The 18507-nt window shown below is 40.1% G+C and carries 14 protein-coding genes; 9 read left to right on the plus strand and 5 right to left on the minus strand.

Annotation, left to right across the window (positions count from 1 at the left end):
- The first annotated feature begins 8 nt into the window (after positions 1-8).
- A complete protein-coding gene (locus A7P55_RS09805) occupies positions 9-851 on the plus strand; it encodes a universal stress protein (protein ID WP_171551953.1) in 843 nt (280 codons plus the stop codon).
- Between the two features lie 119 nt (positions 852-970).
- Here A7P55_RS09805 and A7P55_RS09810 read toward each other — a convergent pair whose 3' ends face one another.
- From A7P55_RS09810 to mutS, 5 genes are all read right to left on the minus strand, one after another.
- Positions 971-1639, minus strand: coding sequence for an O-methyltransferase (locus tag A7P55_RS09810; RefSeq protein WP_171551954.1), 669 nt, complete (start codon positions 1637-1639; stop codon positions 971-973).
- Positions 1640-1775: 136 nt separating this feature from the next.
- Complete coding sequence (locus A7P55_RS09815; protein ID WP_216078017.1) at positions 1776-2489, minus strand: D-Ala-D-Ala carboxypeptidase family metallohydrolase; 714 nt, start codon at positions 2487-2489, stop codon at positions 1776-1778.
- Positions 2490-2613: 124 nt separating this feature from the next.
- On the minus strand, positions 2614-2943 hold the full coding sequence (fdxA, locus tag A7P55_RS09820) for a ferredoxin FdxA (RefSeq protein WP_004652744.1): 330 nt from the start codon (positions 2941-2943) through the stop codon (positions 2614-2616).
- Between the two features lie 327 nt (positions 2944-3270).
- Entirely contained in the window at positions 3271-3846 is a 576-nt protein-coding gene (locus tag A7P55_RS09825) for a GNAT family N-acetyltransferase (RefSeq protein WP_171552246.1), read from the minus strand.
- Positions 3847-3939: 93 nt separating this feature from the next.
- Positions 3940-6579, minus strand: a complete 2640-nt coding sequence (mutS, locus tag A7P55_RS09830; RefSeq protein ID WP_171551955.1) for a DNA mismatch repair protein MutS — start codon at positions 6577-6579, stop codon at positions 3940-3942.
- Positions 6580-7246: 667 nt separating this feature from the next.
- Between mutS and A7P55_RS09835 the strand changes: the two genes are divergently transcribed.
- The 8 genes from A7P55_RS09835 (at position 7247) to A7P55_RS09870 (ending at position 17480) form a co-directional block, all read left to right on the plus strand.
- On the plus strand, positions 7247-8773 hold the full coding sequence (locus A7P55_RS09835) for a TerC family protein (protein ID WP_171551956.1): 1527 nt from the start codon (positions 7247-7249) through the stop codon (positions 8771-8773).
- Positions 8774-8978: 205 nt separating this feature from the next.
- Positions 8979-9923, plus strand: a complete 945-nt coding sequence (locus A7P55_RS09840) for a DUF4424 family protein (protein ID WP_171551957.1) — start codon at positions 8979-8981, stop codon at positions 9921-9923.
- A 106-nt stretch (positions 9924-10029) separates the two neighbouring features.
- Entirely contained in the window at positions 10030-10941 is a 912-nt protein-coding gene (gene mumR / locus A7P55_RS09845) for a LysR family transcriptional regulator MumR (protein WP_171552247.1), read from the plus strand.
- A 332-nt stretch (positions 10942-11273) separates the two neighbouring features.
- Positions 11274-12527 carry an NRAMP family divalent metal transporter gene (locus A7P55_RS09850; RefSeq protein ID WP_171551958.1) on the plus strand — a complete coding sequence of 418 codons (1254 nt, stop codon included), beginning with the start codon at positions 11274-11276 and terminating at the stop codon, positions 12525-12527.
- Positions 12528-12562: 35 nt separating this feature from the next.
- Positions 12563-13327 (plus strand): 5-oxoprolinase subunit PxpA, encoded by a 765-nt coding sequence (locus A7P55_RS09855; protein WP_171551959.1) that lies wholly within the window; start codon positions 12563-12565, stop codon positions 13325-13327.
- 2 nt (positions 13328-13329) lie between these two features.
- Positions 13330-14145, plus strand: coding sequence for a putative hydro-lyase (locus A7P55_RS09860; protein ID WP_171551960.1), 816 nt, complete (start codon positions 13330-13332; stop codon positions 14143-14145).
- A gap of 33 nt (positions 14146-14178) precedes the next feature.
- Complete coding sequence (locus tag A7P55_RS09865; protein WP_171551961.1) at positions 14179-15762, plus strand: urea amidolyase family protein; 1584 nt, start codon at positions 14179-14181, stop codon at positions 15760-15762.
- On the plus strand, positions 15762-17480 hold the full coding sequence (locus A7P55_RS09870) for a biotin carboxylase N-terminal domain-containing protein (protein WP_171552248.1): 1719 nt from the start codon (positions 15762-15764) through the stop codon (positions 17478-17480). The genes A7P55_RS09865 and A7P55_RS09870 overlap by 1 nt, the downstream gene beginning before the upstream one ends.
- The last annotated feature ends 1027 nt before the right edge of the window (positions 17481-18507 follow it).

An 18507-nucleotide genomic window follows, 5' to 3' on the forward strand; every position in this document is an offset into this window, starting at 1 on the left:
AGGCGAAAATGAACCGTGTAATTGCATGTATTGATTCTTCACCCTGCATTGATGCTGTTGCAGAAGCAGCGGTATGGGTTGCGAAACAAACGCAAAGAGAGTTGGTATTGTTGCAAATCTTGGACTATTACCCAGCTAGCTACCATTTAGGTGAAATCAGTGGCGTGATTGGCTTTGAAAGTAATGCCATGCTACTTAAAGAACTCGCAGAGTTGGAACAAAAACAGAGTGAGTTAGCACTCGATTACAGTAATAATTTGCTGAATCACATTTCTGAGTTGATCGAAAAACAATACGGTCTAAACAGTACCAAAATTCAGGAAAAAGGCGATTTTCTTGAGCAAAGCTTTAATCTTCTCAATGAAAATGATGTGGTCATTATTGGACGAGTGGGTGAGCGAGCTGCTGAGAAGAATAAGCCGATTGGAAGTAATGTCGAAAACTTTATTCGTGGTGCAAATTGTACGGTGATTACCGTTGGGGAACATTTCCAGCCACCGAAACGCTTTATCTTTGCTTATGAATATTCACCGACCTGCCAAAAGATGTTGCAACGCATCGCACAGAGTGACTTGTTGAAAACATTACAATGCCATTTGCTCTATGTAGGTGATCATCCGGAAATGTTGACCGAACCTGAAAAGTATCTAACTGATGCAGGTCTAGAAGTTGTCTCAGTATATCGTTATGGTGATGTGGCGCAAAATATTCTTGAATATCAAAGAGAACACGATATTCAATTGATTGTACTGGGTGCATTTAGCCACAGTAAAATTCATCAATTCTTCTTGGGCAGTATCACGACGACGATCTTCCGTAATGCCAATGTGCCACTATTAGTTGCTAAGTGATTCATTTTATTCCATATAGTTATCCGCAATTCCTGTGGATAACTGTATGGAAAAGCACTGGAGATAAATATAATTTGTTGATATTGCACAACTAAATTAAATAGGTTGTTTTTTAATCTCTATTTTACGATTGCAATGGCAAAACCATCATGACCTTTTGAACCAACCGTTTGCAAAGCCGTGCAAGAAAGCAACTGAGGATGATCTTTCAACGCGGTGAATGCTTCACGGATTCCTTCAATGCTGGGTTTCTTGTTATTTTCATCAATGATCGCACCTGCACGAATCACATTATCTAATACAATGATTGTGCCTGAATGAGACAGTTTTAGACTGAGTTCAAAATACTCTCGGTAGCTTTGCTTATCGGCATCAATAAATATCAAATCAAATGCTTCACTGTCTTCAGCAATCAGCTGATTCATAATATCGGCACCACGACCTTTTTTGAGTTCGATGTTGGTTGGCATATTGGCATAATCAATATTTTCTTGAGCGATAACCACGTGAGTATCGCGCCCCTCAACGGTAAGTAGATAACCGTCTTCTGGTAAGGCTTTGGCAAGCCAAATAGTACTGTAAGCACCGAAGGTGCCGAGTTCTAATACCCGTTTGCATTGATTCATCTGAATCAACATTTGCAAAAACATGCCTTGATTAGGCGCAACAGCCAAATGATTAGAAAAACCCTGAATATCAGTATTGTCTAATGCATGTTGAAGTCTTGGATCTGTGGGAATTAAATGTGAATTGATATAGTCATCAATCTCGGTCCACATCTGTTGCATAATCAAGTTTACCTACCAATTTGTTAGCTCTGCATTTTAAACATTTATGCTCAGAGTGCAATTTGATTGCAGCATCAATCATCATTATGAAACAAAAAAGAGATCATTTAGATCTCTTTTTATGGTGATATCTGTTTTAGAAATTACACATTGAACTATTGCGAGTAAGATCCGGCCCCCAAGTACGGTAACCTTGGGTATCAATATGGATTTGACCAGAACTATATAAACCAATGCCTAAATCTAGGCCTTGACCATGCTGAGCCCAGAACTGACATAGTTTAAACTTGGTTTGTTCAATATAGGCATAGTCTTGCGGTTGAGGATATTCAGGCCCAATACGGAAATCGATTGCCGAGTTGAATAAATGTTTGGAAGAACCTGCACCGCCAGCGCACTGGTTCAGTGGTAAATCACGATAGACAGAAGTCACCTCAAAATCCGTTAAGACTTTTGCTGCGACCAGATATTTAAAGGCACGTAAGGTTGGAAGAGCATTGCCCCATAACTCACGGTTAGGCACCATATATTCTGAACGGCCACATTTTTGCCAGTCTCGTGCAGTACGGAGTAGCTCAAAACTTGGAACAATATGAGCCACATTATTACGGTTTAGGAATTGCTCGTATTCACGGACACGTGCGTAGTTATCGCCTTGATTCAGCCATTGGCGGTAAGAGGCTGGTTCAACTTTATTGGGAATCGGGCGTGTAAAAGTGACTTGTTCTTGTGGGATATAAATTCTTTTACCTTGGTTCTGATTTACTTTTGTCGTTGAGCTGGTACAGCCCGCCATCATCACAGGGATGATAAATAATGATAATAGACCCTGTAATTTATTTCGCATCATAAAAAGGCAGTTCAAAATCTGTAGGCGTACTATTTTAATGCAAAATAGCGCATGAATAATGATGTAATTGCAAAGAAATGTGTGGTTCAGGTATAAAAAAGACCAGTAAAACTGGCCTTTTGAATTATTTTTCTAAATATTGTAGCTTGTCTGGCTTACCATTCCATTCTTCACGGTCTGCTGGCTGTTCACCAATTTGTGTGATGTTGTTACCCGCCCATTTTTCTGATAATTCAGCATTGAGTTCGATAAAGACTTCTTGACCTTCTGGTAATTCATCTTCAGAGAAAATTGCATTTGCTGGGCATTCTGGTTCACATAGAGCACAGTCGATACATTCATCTGGATTGATAACAAGGAAGTTAGGACCTTCGTAGAAACAGTCTACAGGGCAAACTTCAACACAATCTTGATATTTACATTTAATACAATTTTCAGTGACAACAAAGGTCATGGCGACAGCTACCTAAAAATACGGTTTTTTGTTTGGAATGAGGTATTGTAGGCAAAAAAGGGGTAAACAAACAATTGCTTTTATTGATATTGTTTATTTATACATATGAAAAATGAATTAATATATTGATAATAAAGAAAATATTATCGGTTGCTAAGACTTTTTGACTAAAAAATAAAGTGATGATCACCTCAATTGCCCCAATCATTGCAACTGAATCTTATTTTTATTCTCAGTTAAAACATGCAATTAAGACACGGAAAATGGTTTATTCATAACTTTTAGCATTCAATTGTTGTTGAGCTCGGAATCCGGATGCGGAAGAAACTAAAGGGTATAGAGTAGATGGATATCTTCAGGCTCTTTTTTGAATAACTCTAGATCAGGTTGTACTAAAAGTTGAGCACCTTGTTTAAGATAAAAGTCTACAGTGCGTTTACTTGGGGTAGCCGAAATATAGAGTTGTTTTGCATTGATTTGCTTTGCAGATACGATAGCAGCTTGCATCAACTGAGTACCGATACCTAAACCTTGGTGATCGGCATCCACATAAAAATATTGCAGTAACTTTGCTTCAGGATAATCAGCAATGTGCTGATTGGAAACGACCTGTATAGCAATCAGCTGATTAGATTCGTCAAATCCACCTATGCATAAAGCCCCTTGTTGATGTAACTTTTTGATTAAAGGTGGATCATTTTCCAAATGATAGGCATCCCAATTTTGCTCATCATAAAAACAATCAATTAATTGTAAATTTAAACTCTGCTGTATATACATTTGAGTGATAAGTTCACGCCGACTAATCTGTTGCCAGATTAAATCAATTTCTGAGTGTTCTAGTGGCTTAAACAGAATATTAATTGTGCTTTCCCTTAAGTTGGATACTGAACAAAAATCTATTCAGTCTTTTTAGGTTGAGTGATATCAGCCAAAAATAAACAGGAAATGGTTCTGGAACAAGCTGAAATGATCAACTTGTTCCAGAACGTACATTTAAGATTTCAGAGCAGCTTTTAGAGAATAAAGCTGCTCTAATGCCTGACGTGGTGTTAAATCATCGACATCAATTTGATGTAATAACTCTAAAGCAGGTGATGGTTTTTCAACTTCAATCACTTTCTCAACGACTTGAGTTTCGATCTCATGTTCAACAGCACTAAACAAATCATTCTGCACGCTATTTTGCAAATGTTGATGCTGTTGTTTTTCCAGAATCTTCAAGCGTTTTTGAGCTTCTTTAATCACGTTGGCAGGGATTCCGGCTAACTTGGCAACCTGTAAACCATGACTTTGGCTGGCTGGGCCATGTTGAACTTTATGCAACAAAATCAAATTGCCATTTAGTTCTTGTGCGGTGACATGATAGTTATCAATGCCAGCTTCGCCACCCAATTCAGTCAACTCAAAGTAATGTGTTGCGAATAGACAGAGGCATTTCACCCGTTTGGTTAAATCAACAACACAGGCCCAAGCCAATGAAAGACCGTCATAGGTACTGGTACCACGGCCAACCTCATCCATCAAGACTAAAGATTGACTGGTGGCATGGTGCAAAATCTGAGAGGTTTCGGTCATTTCCACCATGAAGGTAGATTTACCTGTCGATAAATCATCAGCAGAACCAATACGAGTGAAGATACGGTCAATCGACCCTAGTTTTGCTGCTTTGGCTGGTACAAAACTACCGCAATAGGCAAGCAGGCTAATCAAGGCGGTCTGACGCATGAAGGTCGATTTACCCCCCATGTTTGGCCCTGTAATAATCGCCATACGATGTTGGCTATCCAGGAAGGTATCATTCGGTGTAAAAGGTGCCTTATTTAAAGCTTCAACAACAGGGTGGCGACCTGCCTGAATTTTGATACTGGTTTCAGGCGTATATTCGGGTCTAGCCCAATTGTTGAGTCGAGCTTGATGGGCAAAGTTTGCCAACACATCAATATAGGCAATTGCAGCACTCATCATCTGTAAATGTGCAATGTTTTGACGTAACTCATCCAGTAATGATTCAAACAACAGTTTTTCACGGGCGAGGGCACGTGACTCGCTAGAAAGAACTTTATCTTCAAAGCCTTTGAGTTCAGGCGTGATATAACGCTCAGCATTTTTAAGGGTTTGACGACGAATATAGTCCGCTGGAGCTTGTTCTGCCTGTGCACGGGTGAGTTCAATATAATAACCACTGACACGGTTATAACCGATTTTCAGGGTATTGATCCCAGTACGTTCGCGCTCTTTAATTTCCAAGTCGATCAAGAATTGGCCCGCATGATCACGGATTTTACGTAACTCATCTAGCTCATCATCATAACCTTCTGCAATTACATTGCCATCACGTAGTAATACGGGTGGACTTTCAACAATTGCAGTCATCAGATGTTGATGCAGACTCTTAAAGTCACCAAGTTCTTCATCTAATTGAGTTAATAACTTAGATTGCTGGGGTTTTAAAATAGGATCTAAGGCGTGGCGTAAGAAAGGGATTTGTGCACAAGCTTGACGCAGCTGTACCAAATCTCGTGGACGAGCACTGCCTAGCGCGACACGACTGAGCACACGTTCAATATCGCCAATCTCTTTTAAAACTAAACGAAGTGGTGATTCATGATAGCCCTTTAACAATTGTTCAGTTGCATCAAGACGCGCATCTAAAACAGCAGTATCACGAATAGGCTGCATTAACGTACGGCTCAGTAAGCGTCCGCCCATGGCAGTTTGGCAATCATTAATCAACTGGAACAGTGATGTACCATGATCAAACAACGGTTCAATAATTTCCAAATTACGACGTGTGATTGGATCCAGTGCAATGAAGTCTGTACTTTGTTCAATTTGAATTGAACGAATATGGGGTAAAGCTGTTTTTTGGGTTTCTTTCGCATAGTGAATCAACGCCGCGGCAGCAGCTTTCGCGAGTGGAATCGGATCTAATCCAAAACCAGATAAGGTTGAAACACTCAACTGATCGCACAACGTTTTTTGTGCATTATTTAAATTAAAATCAACATTTGGACGTTTGGTGATTGGACAGTCCAGATTTTTCTTAATTTGTTCAATAATATTTTTATCAATAAGATCTTCATCAATGAGGATTTCGCTTGGCATTAAACGTGCCAGCTCAATTGCGAGTTGTTCAGGTTTATAGTCTTGTTGTTGAACTTTAAAAATACCTGCACTCAGGTCGAGTAAAGCAAAACCAATTTGATTTTGTTGAATACATAGTGCGACCAAATTTGATGATTGGTAACTACCAAGTAACGCATCATCGGTTAAGGTACCAGGGGTTAGAATACGAACCACTTTACGTTCAACAGGACCTTTACCTGTGACTTCACCCACTTGTTCACAAATGGCGACAGTACGCCCAGCTTTGACTAAACGTGCGAGATAACCTTCTGCTGCATGATAAGGAACGCCAGCCATAGGAATAGGTTGACCGCTGGCTTTGCCACGATGGGTGAGGGTAATACCTAAAAGTTTGGCTGCTAAATGCGCATCTTCAAAGAATAGCTCGTAAAAGTCACCCATACGGTAGAACAGCAATGCATGCTGATAGTCTGTTTTGACTTTGAGATACTGCTGCATCATCGGCGTATGAGATGAAAGGTCAGCCATGATTTCAGCGCTATTCATGTATGTTAAATCCTTAAATTTAAATAATAAATAAGTTTAATTTAAACGTTTGGCTGTCTCGCCAATTCTAACAACCACTGTAAAATTCGACTTAATTGTGAAGGAAGTATACCTTTCTAAGGACTTCTTTTCTGTCAAAATTGAGTCAACAGTGTATGAGAAATTGAATGACTTCCTCAGTAACTCATCTTAACAAATTGAGAAAGATTCACAAAAAGGAATCCGTGATGTGTGAAGAAATAAACAGCAAAAAGAAAATTATTTGATCTGCTTGGATAATCGTCCAAGTGTCGTCATAGCATTCAAGTTGCTAAGCAAAAAGAGTTTAGATTGTTTGCTTAGATCGCGTTTTAATCTAAAAACAATGTCCTCAATTGTCTGGTTAAAGGGGCTTTATTGTGAATCTCAGCGCTTAAAAATATGTAACAAATTATTCTAAACCTAATTGAATTATCAAGCTTAATTCTATTTATTATATTGATATTTAACTAATTTATTTGGATTTATTCAGCTTGTATACGATTCTTAAAAAAATAAACTCGATCCCGAAAGATTAGGCATAATCAGAGCAACTATTGTCAAAAAGGTCAACATAAATGGATCCCTCGCCGGGTACAAAGTTAAAATACAATTTCATGACTCCTTGTTTTTGTTTAAGGAGTAAATAATGGAATTTTTATTAGATCCAGGGATTTGGGTAGGTTTGCTTACTCTGATCGTCTTAGAGATTGTTTTAGGAATTGATAATCTCGTCTTTATTGCCATTTTGGCAGACAAACTTCCTCCTTCCCAACGTGATAAAGCCAGAGTCATCGGTTTATCTCTCGCATTGATCATGCGTTTGGGCTTATTGTTCGCCATTTCTTGGTTAGTTACCTTAACTAAACCGCTTATTTTCATCTTTGACTGGTCTTTTTCGGGTCGAGATCTGATTCTTTTATTCGGTGGTTTATTCCTACTGTATAAAGCGGTCAGTGAATTACATGAACGAATGGAAGGCAAAGCGGAAGTCAAAATTACCACCAATGTTGTGTATGCCAGCTTTACTGCGGTCGTCGCTCAGATTGTGGTATTGGATGCCGTGTTCTCATTAGACTCAGTTATTACGGCCATTGGTATGGTGGATAATATCTACGTCATGATGGTGGCAATGGTTGTGGCCATGCTGGTGATGCTATTGGCGTCTAAACCATTAACTGAGTTTGTGAATCGACACCCAACTGTCATCATTCTCTGCTTAAGTTTCTTATTGTTAATTGGTATTAGCTTAATTGCCGAAGGTTTTGGTTTCCATATTCCTAAAGGTTATATCTATTCAGGTATTGGTGTTGCGATTGTGATTGAGGCATTTAATCAGTTTACGCAACGTAACAGATCTAAACATGAGTCGAAGATTCCGCTACGTAATCGAACCGCAGATACGATTTTAAAGCTCATGGGTGGCAAGTCTGAAACCACTGCGACAAATCCGCTGCAACATTTGGAAGCGCAAGACACATTTGATGATCAAGAACGTTATATGATTGGTGGTGTATTAATGTTGGCAGAACGATCTGTCGCATCAATCATGACGCCACGCAGTCAAATTTCGTGGATTAACATCGATGAAACACCAGAGAAAATTCGAGAGCAGGTTTTATCTGTACCGCATAGCTTATTTCCCGTATGTCGAGGCAGCTTAGATAAAGTTCTGAGTGTGGTTCGCGCTAAGGAAATTCTGGACGTGCTGGATGATGAAACGCAATTAAAATCTTTGATCAAAGCGCAACGACCGATTTTTATTTTTGAAAAAATGAAAGTGATCGATGTGATCAATACATTGCGGACTTCCAAAGGCTCATTGGTACTCGTCAATGATGAGTTTGGAAATGTGCAGGGTGTGATTTCACCTCTAGATGTTTTTGAAGCGATTGCAGGTGAGTTTCCAGATGCAGATGAACAGCTTGATTTGATTCAAGTGGATGAAAGCACTTGGAAAGCTTCAGGTACTTTGGATTTGTACCAACTTGAATTACAGTTAGGCGTCGACTTAGTCGATGAAGAGATGGATTATATTACGGTGTCTGGACTTATTCTGGATAAGAGTAATGGCTTAGTGGACGTTGGTTCAATGCTGGATTATCAAGACTTACAGTTTGAAGTAGTCGAGATGGAGAGCAATCGCATTAAAACCGTCATGATTCGATTAAAGTAAATCATCTTGCTCAAAGTAGGGTTCATAATTTGATAAAGTTGTGGACTTGAATGTCAAGAAGCTGAGCCAAAGGAGTAGTTTGTAATCGACAAGCTGCTCCTTTTTAAATGCGGAATAAATAAAAAAAGTGAACATCTGAGGCCTTGAACAGCTATGATTGCTGATAAATCCTGATAATCACAGTTATAAATTGGACGCTTAAAAAATGAAGAATATCCTCTTGGCATTTTCTTTTTTGATTCAAATACCGAGCTATAGTCTAGCCAATGACTCAACGGGTTATGTCGGCACGGGTGGGGTGGCCTATCTTAAAAATGCGCATGTTGCGATGCAAAGTGAAGATTTATTTATTAGCAAAAAGTTGATTAAGGTCAATTATCTCTATAAAAATTTAAGTTCTAAAGATGTGGCAGAAACTGTTTTGTTTCCCTTACCGCGTATCGATAACTTCTTTGAAGCGGATTTTGCCCATACCGAAGCATTGCTAAAAAGCTTTAAAATTATTGTTGATGGTCAAAATATTCAGCCAGAAATGCATGTGCGTACTTTTATCCAAAAGAATGAAAAGTCGCCGTTGATTGATGCAACAGATCTATTTAAGCGATGTGGTTTTAGCCAAACCGACATGCTTAATCCTTGGATGCGTAGCAATGATGACTATAGCTATTTTGTCGATAAATTAAAGCAATGTAAGCAGCCACAAATGCAGAAGATATTGGCGAATTTTAAAAAAGATGATGAAATTCCATGGTCATCTCAAGTGATTTATAGTTGGAAGCAAACCTTTAAAGCCAATGCTCTGACCAAAATTCAGCATCAATATCAACCTTTGGTGGGAGGCGCGGTTGCTCTATATCCTGATGAATATAATCAAAACTTTTGTATGGATGCACAATTTAAGCAGGGCTTAAAAAAAGCCAAAGCAGAGAATTCACCGTTTAATGCTTTAAGCTATATTCTGACCACGGGGGCAAACTGGGCTAAACCGATTGAAAATTTTAAATTGACGATTGAGCGTGATAAGAATGAATTGGTCTCATTTTGTTGGAATGGCAAAGTCGAAAAAATTAGTCCAACGCAATTTCAGATGACCAAGCGCAACTTCGTTCCCAAACAGGATTTAGATATCATCTTTGTGAATGTGAAATAAGTCGGTTTGCAAATGACTGCAACAAAAATCAATAAATAGGTAGCTTAATCAGGCGGATCACTCTCATACTATGCAGGGCATAGGGATGTGGCAGACAGGGCTAAACGTGAATTTAAAAAATCTGGAAGCATTTTATTGGGTTGTGACGCTAAATAGTTTTAACAAGGCTGCAGCAAAATTACAAACCACCCAGCCTGCGGTATCGCAAAAAATCACTGCTCTTGAAAATGACTTAGGATTTAAGGTCTTAGATCGAAGCTTTCGTCAGCTCAAACCGACGCATAAGGGCATGACTTTATTCAAATATGCCGAAAAGTTAATGCGCTTGGAAACTGAACTCATCGAGGAATTAACGGACAATCAACATCTGACAGGCACAATTCGCTTAGGTGTTTCAGAAACGATTGTTTATACATGGCTAGTGGAATATATCGAAAAGGTGCAACAGGAATTTCCAAAAGTTTCGGTCGAAATTGTCGTTGATCTAACACCTAACTTACAGGAAGGTGTCCGCACAGGCGATCTGGACATGGCCTTTTTACTGGGACCCACACTGGCTTTTGAGTGTATTGAACAGGCACTCTGTGATTTTGAACTCAGCTTCTTGGCTTCGCCTTCATTTAAAGGTGGTGTTGGGCAAATGTCATTTAAAACTTTGATGTCGCATACGATTTTAACCTATCCAAAAATTACCTATCCCTATAAAGAGCTCAAGGCAAAGATGAAGGAACAGGGGCTAGATGAGCCGCTTTCCATAACCAGTTATTCTTTAGCCACACTGCTACGTTTGGCTGAGCAAGGTTTGGGGATCGCCGTGGTACCGACCTTAACCGCTTTAAAAGAAATCACCGATGGTAGACTGGAAATATTAAACACACCAATCCAGTTAAAGACTTTTCATTTTACTTCGATCTACATTCAAGGCAACGATTCGGCTTTAAAAGAAAAATTAACTGATGTTGCCGTGATGGTATCCGAAAGTGCGATGCAAAGACTGAATGAACACATCAAAAAATAGAGGCTTACATACTTTTTAGGGTATTTCTCTATTGTAGAAAAGGGTATTTATTGGATGAGCCATAAAAGCAGCTTATGGAACGTGATAAGTAAAATTTATATTGGAAATTTTAAAAAATAAAAAATAAATAAATTCATGGTCTTAGTTTTAATTATTTCTGTAAAAAGTCGTATTGTTCAGCAGGCTGGCTTATGTTTTTATCTTAAATAGAAGATTTGATTACCCAGCTTTGTGGGAGAACAGGGAATCTTTGTGATTTAAAGGGATTGAAGAAGATCATTTGTAAAAATGGTGTTTCTGGATCAAGTTAAAAATAGCGTTATGAAGCTCAAATGGATGAGGAACGCATTAATATGTCTTTACTGAAATCTTCTTTTCTATCAGATCGCCAATGGGCCATTGTTGCCTCGATCTTTATGATGGCAACCTCGGCAATGGGGCCAGGGTTTTTAACCCAAACGGCTGTCTTTACGGTGAAATTAGGTGCCGCATTTGGTTTTGCCATTTTAGTTTCCATTTTGATTGATTATGTGGTGCAGCAAAATATTTGGCGTGTCGTGACTCTTACGCAAATGCGTGCATCCGATATTGCCAATAAGGCTTTACCGGGCAGTGGCTATTTACTTGCATTTCTGGTGATTCTAGGCGGTTTCTTCTTTAGTATTGGAAATATTGCAGGTGCTGCATTAGGTCTCAATGCACTATTTGGTTTGGACACCAAATGGGGTGGTATCCTCAGTGGTGCATTGGCGATTTTGATTTTCGCTTCAAGAAAAGCAACGCTTGCGATGGATAAAAGCATGATCGTATTGGGATTGCTGAAAATCGTCCTAATCATCATCGTGGCAGTGATTGTGATGCCTCCTGTTGAACAAGCAGTACAACAAACCTTTGCACCAGACCAAATTGATTTTGCCATTATTACCACCATTGTCGGCGGTACAGTGGGTGGTTATATCTGCTATGCGGGTGCGCACCGCCTACTCGATAAAGGTGCTGTGGGCCCTGAAAATATTGATGAAGTAGCCAAAGCTGCAACCAAAGGCATTGTGGTGGTTGGCATCATGCGTTATGTCTTATTTTTAGCGTTCTTGGGTGTGGTGGTGAGTGGTGCAAGCATTGATCTCGCCAGTCATAATGCCAATCCAGCAGCTCAAGCATTCCAATATGCAGCAGGTACATTTGGTTATAAATTATTTGGTTTAATTTTCTGGGCAGCGGGGATCAGTAGCACCATTGGCGCAGCCTATACCTCGGTTTCATTCTTTAGTGCATTTAAAAAGAATTTAACGCCAAAGCAAAGCAACTATACCACCATCACTTTTATTGCCTTGGCTTTATTACTCTATGTGGTATTGGGGGCAACGCCAGCAGGTCTACTCATTTTTGTCGGTGGTTTTAACGGTTTAGTGTTGCCAATTGGTCTTACAATTTTTGTGTATGTTGCGGCTTGCCGTAGAGACTTGATGGGCAATTATAATTATCCAAAATGGTTAATTGTTTTAGGTGCACTCACCTGTGTATTGACGTGGTGGATGGGCTATATGTCATTTACGACCGTGTTTAACTATTTGACCAAACTTTAAGCCAGATAATCGTATAGCGAAAAAGGAATGATGCCATGTTTGTAGATTTAAACAGTGATTTGGGCGAAAGCTTTGGCTCATGGAAAATGGGTAATGATGACCAGATTTTACCTGTGGTGACCAGTGCCAATATCGCATGCGGTTTTCATGCAGGGGATCCTTTGGGGATTTTAAAAACGGTTCGTAAAGCCGTTGAATTGGGTGTCACGATTGGCGCACATGTGTCTTATCCAGATCTGGTTGGTTTTGGTCGCCGTAATATGGATGTGTCACGTGATGAACTGATTGCCGATGTGCTGTATCAAATTTCAGCACTGGATGGTTTGGCAAAAGTGGCAGGTTCAAAAGTGCAATATGTAAAACCACATGGCGCGCTCTACAACACCATTGCACATGACCAAGCTCAGGCAGCCGCAGTGATTGATGCGATTAAAATGTATAACCCTGAACTGGTTTTAGTGGCTTTGGCAGATTCAAACTTGGTGGAGCAGGCACGTGCAGCTGGCTTGACAGTGGTATCTGAAGCATTCGCAGACCGAGCTTATAACAGTGATGGTTCATTGGTGTCTCGCCGCCTAGAAGGGGCTGTTTTACATGACTCTGCCTTTGTTGCGAGTCGTGTGGTATCTATGCTTAAACAGGGTGGGGTCGAGTCAATTGACGGTGTCTTTACCCCAATTCAAGCCGACACCATTTGCCTACATGGTGACACGGATGGCGCTTTAGAAATGTCAGCAGCGATTAAAGCCGAGCTTGTAAAGAACAAGATTCAGATTCGCCCGTTTGTAAATAAAGTATAAGGATGAGCACCATGTATAAGGATATTAAAGTCGACCCAGTTCAGCTTGAAGCCGCTTTCGATGCGCGTTTAAAAATCCGTGCTGGTTTTGATCAACCGACAGCAGGCATGGCTGCGGGCATGACACAGGTGAATATGATTTCGGTGCCGAAAGCGTGGGCCTATGACTTTTTGCTCTATGCACATCGCAATTCGCAAAGCTGTCCAGTGTTGGATGTGCTTGAAGAAGGCATCTATGCAACTAAGCTTGCCGCAGATTCAGACATCCGAACCGATTTCCCGCGTTATCGCGTTTGGAAAGATGGAGAAATGGTCGATGAGGTGACTGATGCCAGCGAGATTTATAATGCCCATCCTGATTTAGTGACTTTCTTGATTGGTTGTAGTTTTTCTTTTGAAACCGCTTTGCAAGAAGCGGGGATTGAAGTTCGTCATATTCATGACAACACCAATGTGCCGATGTATCTCAGTAATATTCAGTGCCAGCCAGCAGGGCGTATTTCAGGAAACATGGTGGTTTCTATGCGACCTATTCCGTCACATCAAATTGGTGAAGCAGTAAAAATTACAGCGCGTATGCCAAGTGTACATGGCGCACCTGTACATATTGGGCATCCTGAAAGCCTAGGAATTTTGGATGTAAATAAACCTGATTTTGGTGAGGCGTCTCGTATTGAAGCAGGTGAGATCCCCGTGTTTTGGGCATGTGGTGTCACCCCGCAAGCGGCAGTTATGAACTCAAAAATTCCTTTTGCGATTAGTCATGCACCGGGTCATATGTTGATTACCGATATTCCTGACCGTGCTTGGATGGGCTAATTGGGCTAAAGAACCATTAAAAAGGATAAGCAAATGCGTTTTTTATCGGTAAACGCCGATTGTTTTCTGATTGAGCTTGCGAGCCTAGAAGAAACTTTGGCGTTGTACAATAAATTGCAACATACGCAATTGAATGGAATTAAAGACTTAGTCCCTGCTGCAAAAACAATTTTGGTTTTCTTTAATGAGATCGAAACCAACTTTAAAACGCTGGTTGCTTCAATTCAGAGTCTCAAAATTGATGCTGGATTTGAGCGTAGCGGCCAAGAAGTGATTGTGCCGATTCGTTACGATGGCGAAGACCTTGCCCAGGTGGCAGAGTTGCAAGGGTTATCGATCTCGGATGTGATTAGAACGCATCAGCAAAGCGTGTGGAATGTGGCTTTTATTGGTTTTGCACCAGGCTTTGCCTATATGAGCAGTCCCGATCGACCATTTACCGATATTCCACGCTTAACGGTTCCGCGTAAAAAAATACCCTCAGGATCTTTGGGCTTGGCTGGAAAATACTCTGGTATTTACCCTAAAGATAGTCCGGGTGGTTGGCAACTGATTGGAACCACATCAGAAAAAATGTGGGATTTAGCGCGTAAAAATCCTGCAATGCTGTTACCGGGTATGACAGTACATTTTGAAGATGTCACGCATCGTCCGACAACTGTGAGTGTAGCGCAGCAAATCACGCGTACAGTTGAGCCTCAACAATCGGTGCCACTGTTTACGATTACAGCGCCAAGTTTACAAATGCTGATTCAAGATGAAGGCCGATTCAACCAGACCAATATTGGGGTTGGCGTGGCGGGTGCAATGGACCTATCCGCCATGCATAGTGCCAACCGTATTGTGGGGAATCCAACTGATACACCCGTCATTGAAGTTTTAAAAGGTGGCTTAAAAGCTAAAATGCAGCATGCCGGCATTATTGCGGTGGCTGGAGCGATCTCAAACATTCGTGTGAAATTTGCCGATGGTCAAACCGCCGACTTTGCAAGCGATCAACCGATTGATCTGGATGACGGCGATGAGTTTCATATTCTACCGCCTACAAAGGGGCAAAGAAATTATCTTGCCGTTCGAGGCGGCATCGATATTGAACCAGTGCTCAATAGTGCTTCATTTGATAGTTTGGCGGTGTTAGGGCCAGAACCGTTAAAGCTCGGAGATACCATTTACCAAGGACAGGTTCAAGCAGCTAACATTAGCGTCAATGAAGTGGGCAAAAGTGATTTGCCCAAAGTTGGTGAAGTGGTTGAGCTCGATATTGTGATGGGGCCACGCACTGACTGGTTTGAACAAGACAGTATTGAACTGCTCTGTCAGCAAGAATGGTTGGTGACCAATGAAAGCAATCGCATTGGGCTCAGATTATCAGGTGAGCAGTCTCTAACTCGCAAAATTACCCATGAATTGGAAAGTGAAGGCACATGCATTGGCGCTTTGCAAATTCCACCCAGTGGTCAGCCAGTTTTGTTTATGAATGATCACCCTTTAACGGGTGGCTATCCCGTCATTGCTGCTGTTGCAAAACATCATTGGGATTTGGTGGCACAGATTCCTGCGGGTTGCTGGATTAAATTTAAAAAAATTGCCGAATTTACAGATTTTGAGAATAAATGATGAAAAATGAAAAACTATTGATTGCCAATCGTGGTGAAATTGTCGTTCGTATTATCCATGCTTGCCGTGATATGGGAATTGCATCGGTCGCGTTATATGCAGATGACGATATGGGTAGTCTGCATGTCGAACTTGCAGATGAAGCATGGGGTTTAGCTGGTGCAACCGCCAGTGAAACCTATTTAAATATTGCTGCCATTATCGAGATTGCAAAAAAATCCAAAGCGACCATGGTGCATCCGGGTTATGGCTTTTTATCCGAACGTGCTGAATTTGCCCAAGCAGTGATTGATGCAGGTTTAAAATGGGTCGGGCCATCTCCAAGAGCCATTGAAAAATTAGGCGATAAAATTGAAGCCCGCAAAATTGCGGCTTCAGTGGGCGCACCTTTGGTTCAGGGGACTCAAGACCCACTTAATAATGCCGATGAAGCTTTAGCATTCGCCAAACAGTTTGGTTTGCCGATTGCGATTAAGGCGGCATTTGGTGGTGGCGGTCGAGGTTTAAAAGTAGCGTGGAAACTTGAAGAAGTCAAAGAGCTTTATGAGTCTGCAGTACGTGAGGCCAAAGCTGCTTTTGGTCGTGGTGAATGTTTTGTTGAGCAATATCTAGACCAACCACGCCATGTAGAAGCACAAGTGATTGCTGACCAGTATGGTAACATTGTGGTACTTGGAACGCGTGATTGTTCATTACAACGTCGTAACCAGAAGTTGGTCGAAGAAGCACCAGCGCCATTTATTAGTGATGAGATCTATCAACAAATCTTAAGCTCGGCAAAAAATATCTGTCAGGCAGCCAATTATGTTGGTGCCGGAACAGTTGAATACTTACTAAGTCGTGACGGAAAGCTTTCATTTTTAGAAGTAAATACCCGTTTACAGGTTGAGCACCCCGTGACCGAAGAAACCTCAAAAGTCGATTTGGTGGTAGAGCAAATCCGTGTCGCACAAGGCCATACCTTGTCGATTCAAGAAACACCAAAAGCACAAGGCCATGCCATTGAGTTTCGTATTAATGCCGAAGATCCAGCGCGTGGTTTTATTCCAGCATTTGGTGTGCTGAGCTTATTTGAAGCGCCGTTTGGTCATGGTGTACGCGTCGATACTGGGGTTCGAACTGGGTCATTGGTCTCCAGTCATTTTGACTCTCTTATGGCAAAACTGATTGTGACGGGCCCAACCCGTGAAGTAGCAATTGCCCGTGCTAAACGTGCGTTAAAGCAATTTAAAATTGAAGGGATTGCCTCAGTTTTAGATTTTCATCGTGCGGTACTCAATGAGCCTGACTTTACAGATGAATTTAAAGTGCATACCCGTTGGATAGAAAACGACTTTAAACAAGAGTTGAAGCCAACTAAACGCAGTATTCCAAACCACCAACAACCAATGTTACTCAGCTATATTGAAATTGATGGCAAGTTACACCGTTTAGGCTTACCTGCAGGCATGTTTGCACAAGGTCCAGCAACCGAAATTCAAGCACAAACTGCCGAGCTTGAAGTGAATGCAGAGCATTTACTGGCACCGATTAATGGTGTGATTAACGCATGGAAAGTTGAATGTGGTGAGCAGGTGACGGAAGGCCAAGTCGTTGCGATTATGGAAGCTATGAAAATGGAAGTGCCCGTTGTTGCACATAGAAGTGGGATGCTTAAAATCATCATAGAGCAGGGTCTAACATGTCAAACAGAAACCAGTATTGCCGAAATTACTTAACAACTGAGCACTAGCCTTCCAGTCAAGCCTAAATATTACCTTAGTATCCCACTTGATGAGGCAATATTTGGGCTTTTATCTGTTTACTTTTTAAAGATCGATATTTTTGGTGATAAGAAAAACATATGTATTTCATGTGATTAACTTAAGATTGAAGCCAGTGAAGTTTATGCGTGTTAGAGAATATTTGAAACAGCCACATTTTCTGATACATCTTCTCTTACATCTGTACTTTTGACTGTATATTCATTTATTAAATGAATATAAATAATGAATCTTTATTTATTTTCTGATCGTTAATGATTCTCTGTTCTTAGACAGAAAGATTCGTATTATGCACAAAAAGATAATTTTTGTGAATTAAATGCTAATTATTTTATATTCAAAGGGGGTACTTTTCGTTTCATATTATATAGCCAAGGTATAAAAGTGGTATATAAAAAAAGACTAGTATCAAGTTTTAATAAATTAAGTGGAAAAAGTAAGGAAGGGGCAAGAAAATTTTATATAAGAAATGAGCTATTTTTTTTGTTAATGATGTGTTTAGGGGGAGTAAATATAGGTTATTTTTCTTTGCTTATGTATTTTATATATTTCGTTTTTGCAAAAATGGTTGATTTTTATATTTTACTTATTTTTTCTTTTATTTTTAGTTTTGTCATAATTTTAATCTTACTTTTATTAAGATTTTTATTAGAGTTATTCTTTATCTAAATTTATGCTCGCTGATAATCTAATATAGTTTTTTGAGTATTTGGTAACTCTCTTCTTTTATTCATAAATTTGAACAGAATGATCCTTTATGGTGCAAGTGATAAAAACATGTAAGAGTCTTTTTTATGATCGCTTTTATCTATTGAAATGCTGAGATTGCCGGTAAGGATAGAAACTAAAATAATTAAAAATCTTACAACAATATAATCTTGTTTAAGGCTTTGAATCTAGAATAAAAAACACTTTTACGCACTTCTTTTGTGCAGACACTTTCACAATCTCAAAACTTTCCTTGAAATGATAAGTTTTTTTA

The sequence above is a fragment of the Acinetobacter sp. Ac_5812 genome (genome assembly GCF_013072695.1).
GTDB lineage: Bacteria > Pseudomonadota > Gammaproteobacteria > Pseudomonadales > Moraxellaceae > Acinetobacter.

What these genes read in the sequence shown, in the direction of transcription:
- A7P55_RS09805 (WP_171551953.1), top strand. Translation starts at nt 9, where the DNA reads ATGAACCGTGTAATTGCATGTATTGATTCTTCACCCTGCATTGATGCT.
- A7P55_RS09810 (WP_171551954.1), bottom strand. Translation starts at nt 1,639, where the DNA reads ATGCAACAGATGTGGACCGAGATTGATGACTATATCAATTCACATTTA.
- A7P55_RS09815 (WP_216078017.1), bottom strand. Translation starts at nt 2,489, where the DNA reads ATGATGCGAAATAAATTACAGGGTCTATTATCATTATTTATCATCCCT.
- fdxA (WP_004652744.1), bottom strand. Translation starts at nt 2,943, where the DNA reads ATGACCTTTGTTGTCACTGAAAATTGTATTAAATGTAAATATCAAGAT.
- mutS (WP_171551955.1), bottom strand. Translation starts at nt 6,579, where the DNA reads ATGAATAGCGCTGAAATCATGGCTGACCTTTCATCTCATACGCCGATG.
- A7P55_RS09835 (WP_171551956.1), top strand. Translation starts at nt 7,247, where the DNA reads ATGGAATTTTTATTAGATCCAGGGATTTGGGTAGGTTTGCTTACTCTG.
- A7P55_RS09840 (WP_171551957.1), top strand. Translation starts at nt 8,979, where the DNA reads ATGAAGAATATCCTCTTGGCATTTTCTTTTTTGATTCAAATACCGAGC.
- A7P55_RS09850 (WP_171551958.1), top strand. Translation starts at nt 11,274, where the DNA reads ATGGATGAGGAACGCATTAATATGTCTTTACTGAAATCTTCTTTTCTA.
- A7P55_RS09855 (WP_171551959.1), top strand. Translation starts at nt 12,563, where the DNA reads ATGTTTGTAGATTTAAACAGTGATTTGGGCGAAAGCTTTGGCTCATGG.
- A7P55_RS09860 (WP_171551960.1), top strand. Translation starts at nt 13,330, where the DNA reads ATGAGCACCATGTATAAGGATATTAAAGTCGACCCAGTTCAGCTTGAA.
- A7P55_RS09865 (WP_171551961.1), top strand. Translation starts at nt 14,179, where the DNA reads ATGCGTTTTTTATCGGTAAACGCCGATTGTTTTCTGATTGAGCTTGCG.
- A7P55_RS09870 (WP_171552248.1), top strand. Translation starts at nt 15,762, where the DNA reads ATGAAAAATGAAAAACTATTGATTGCCAATCGTGGTGAAATTGTCGTT.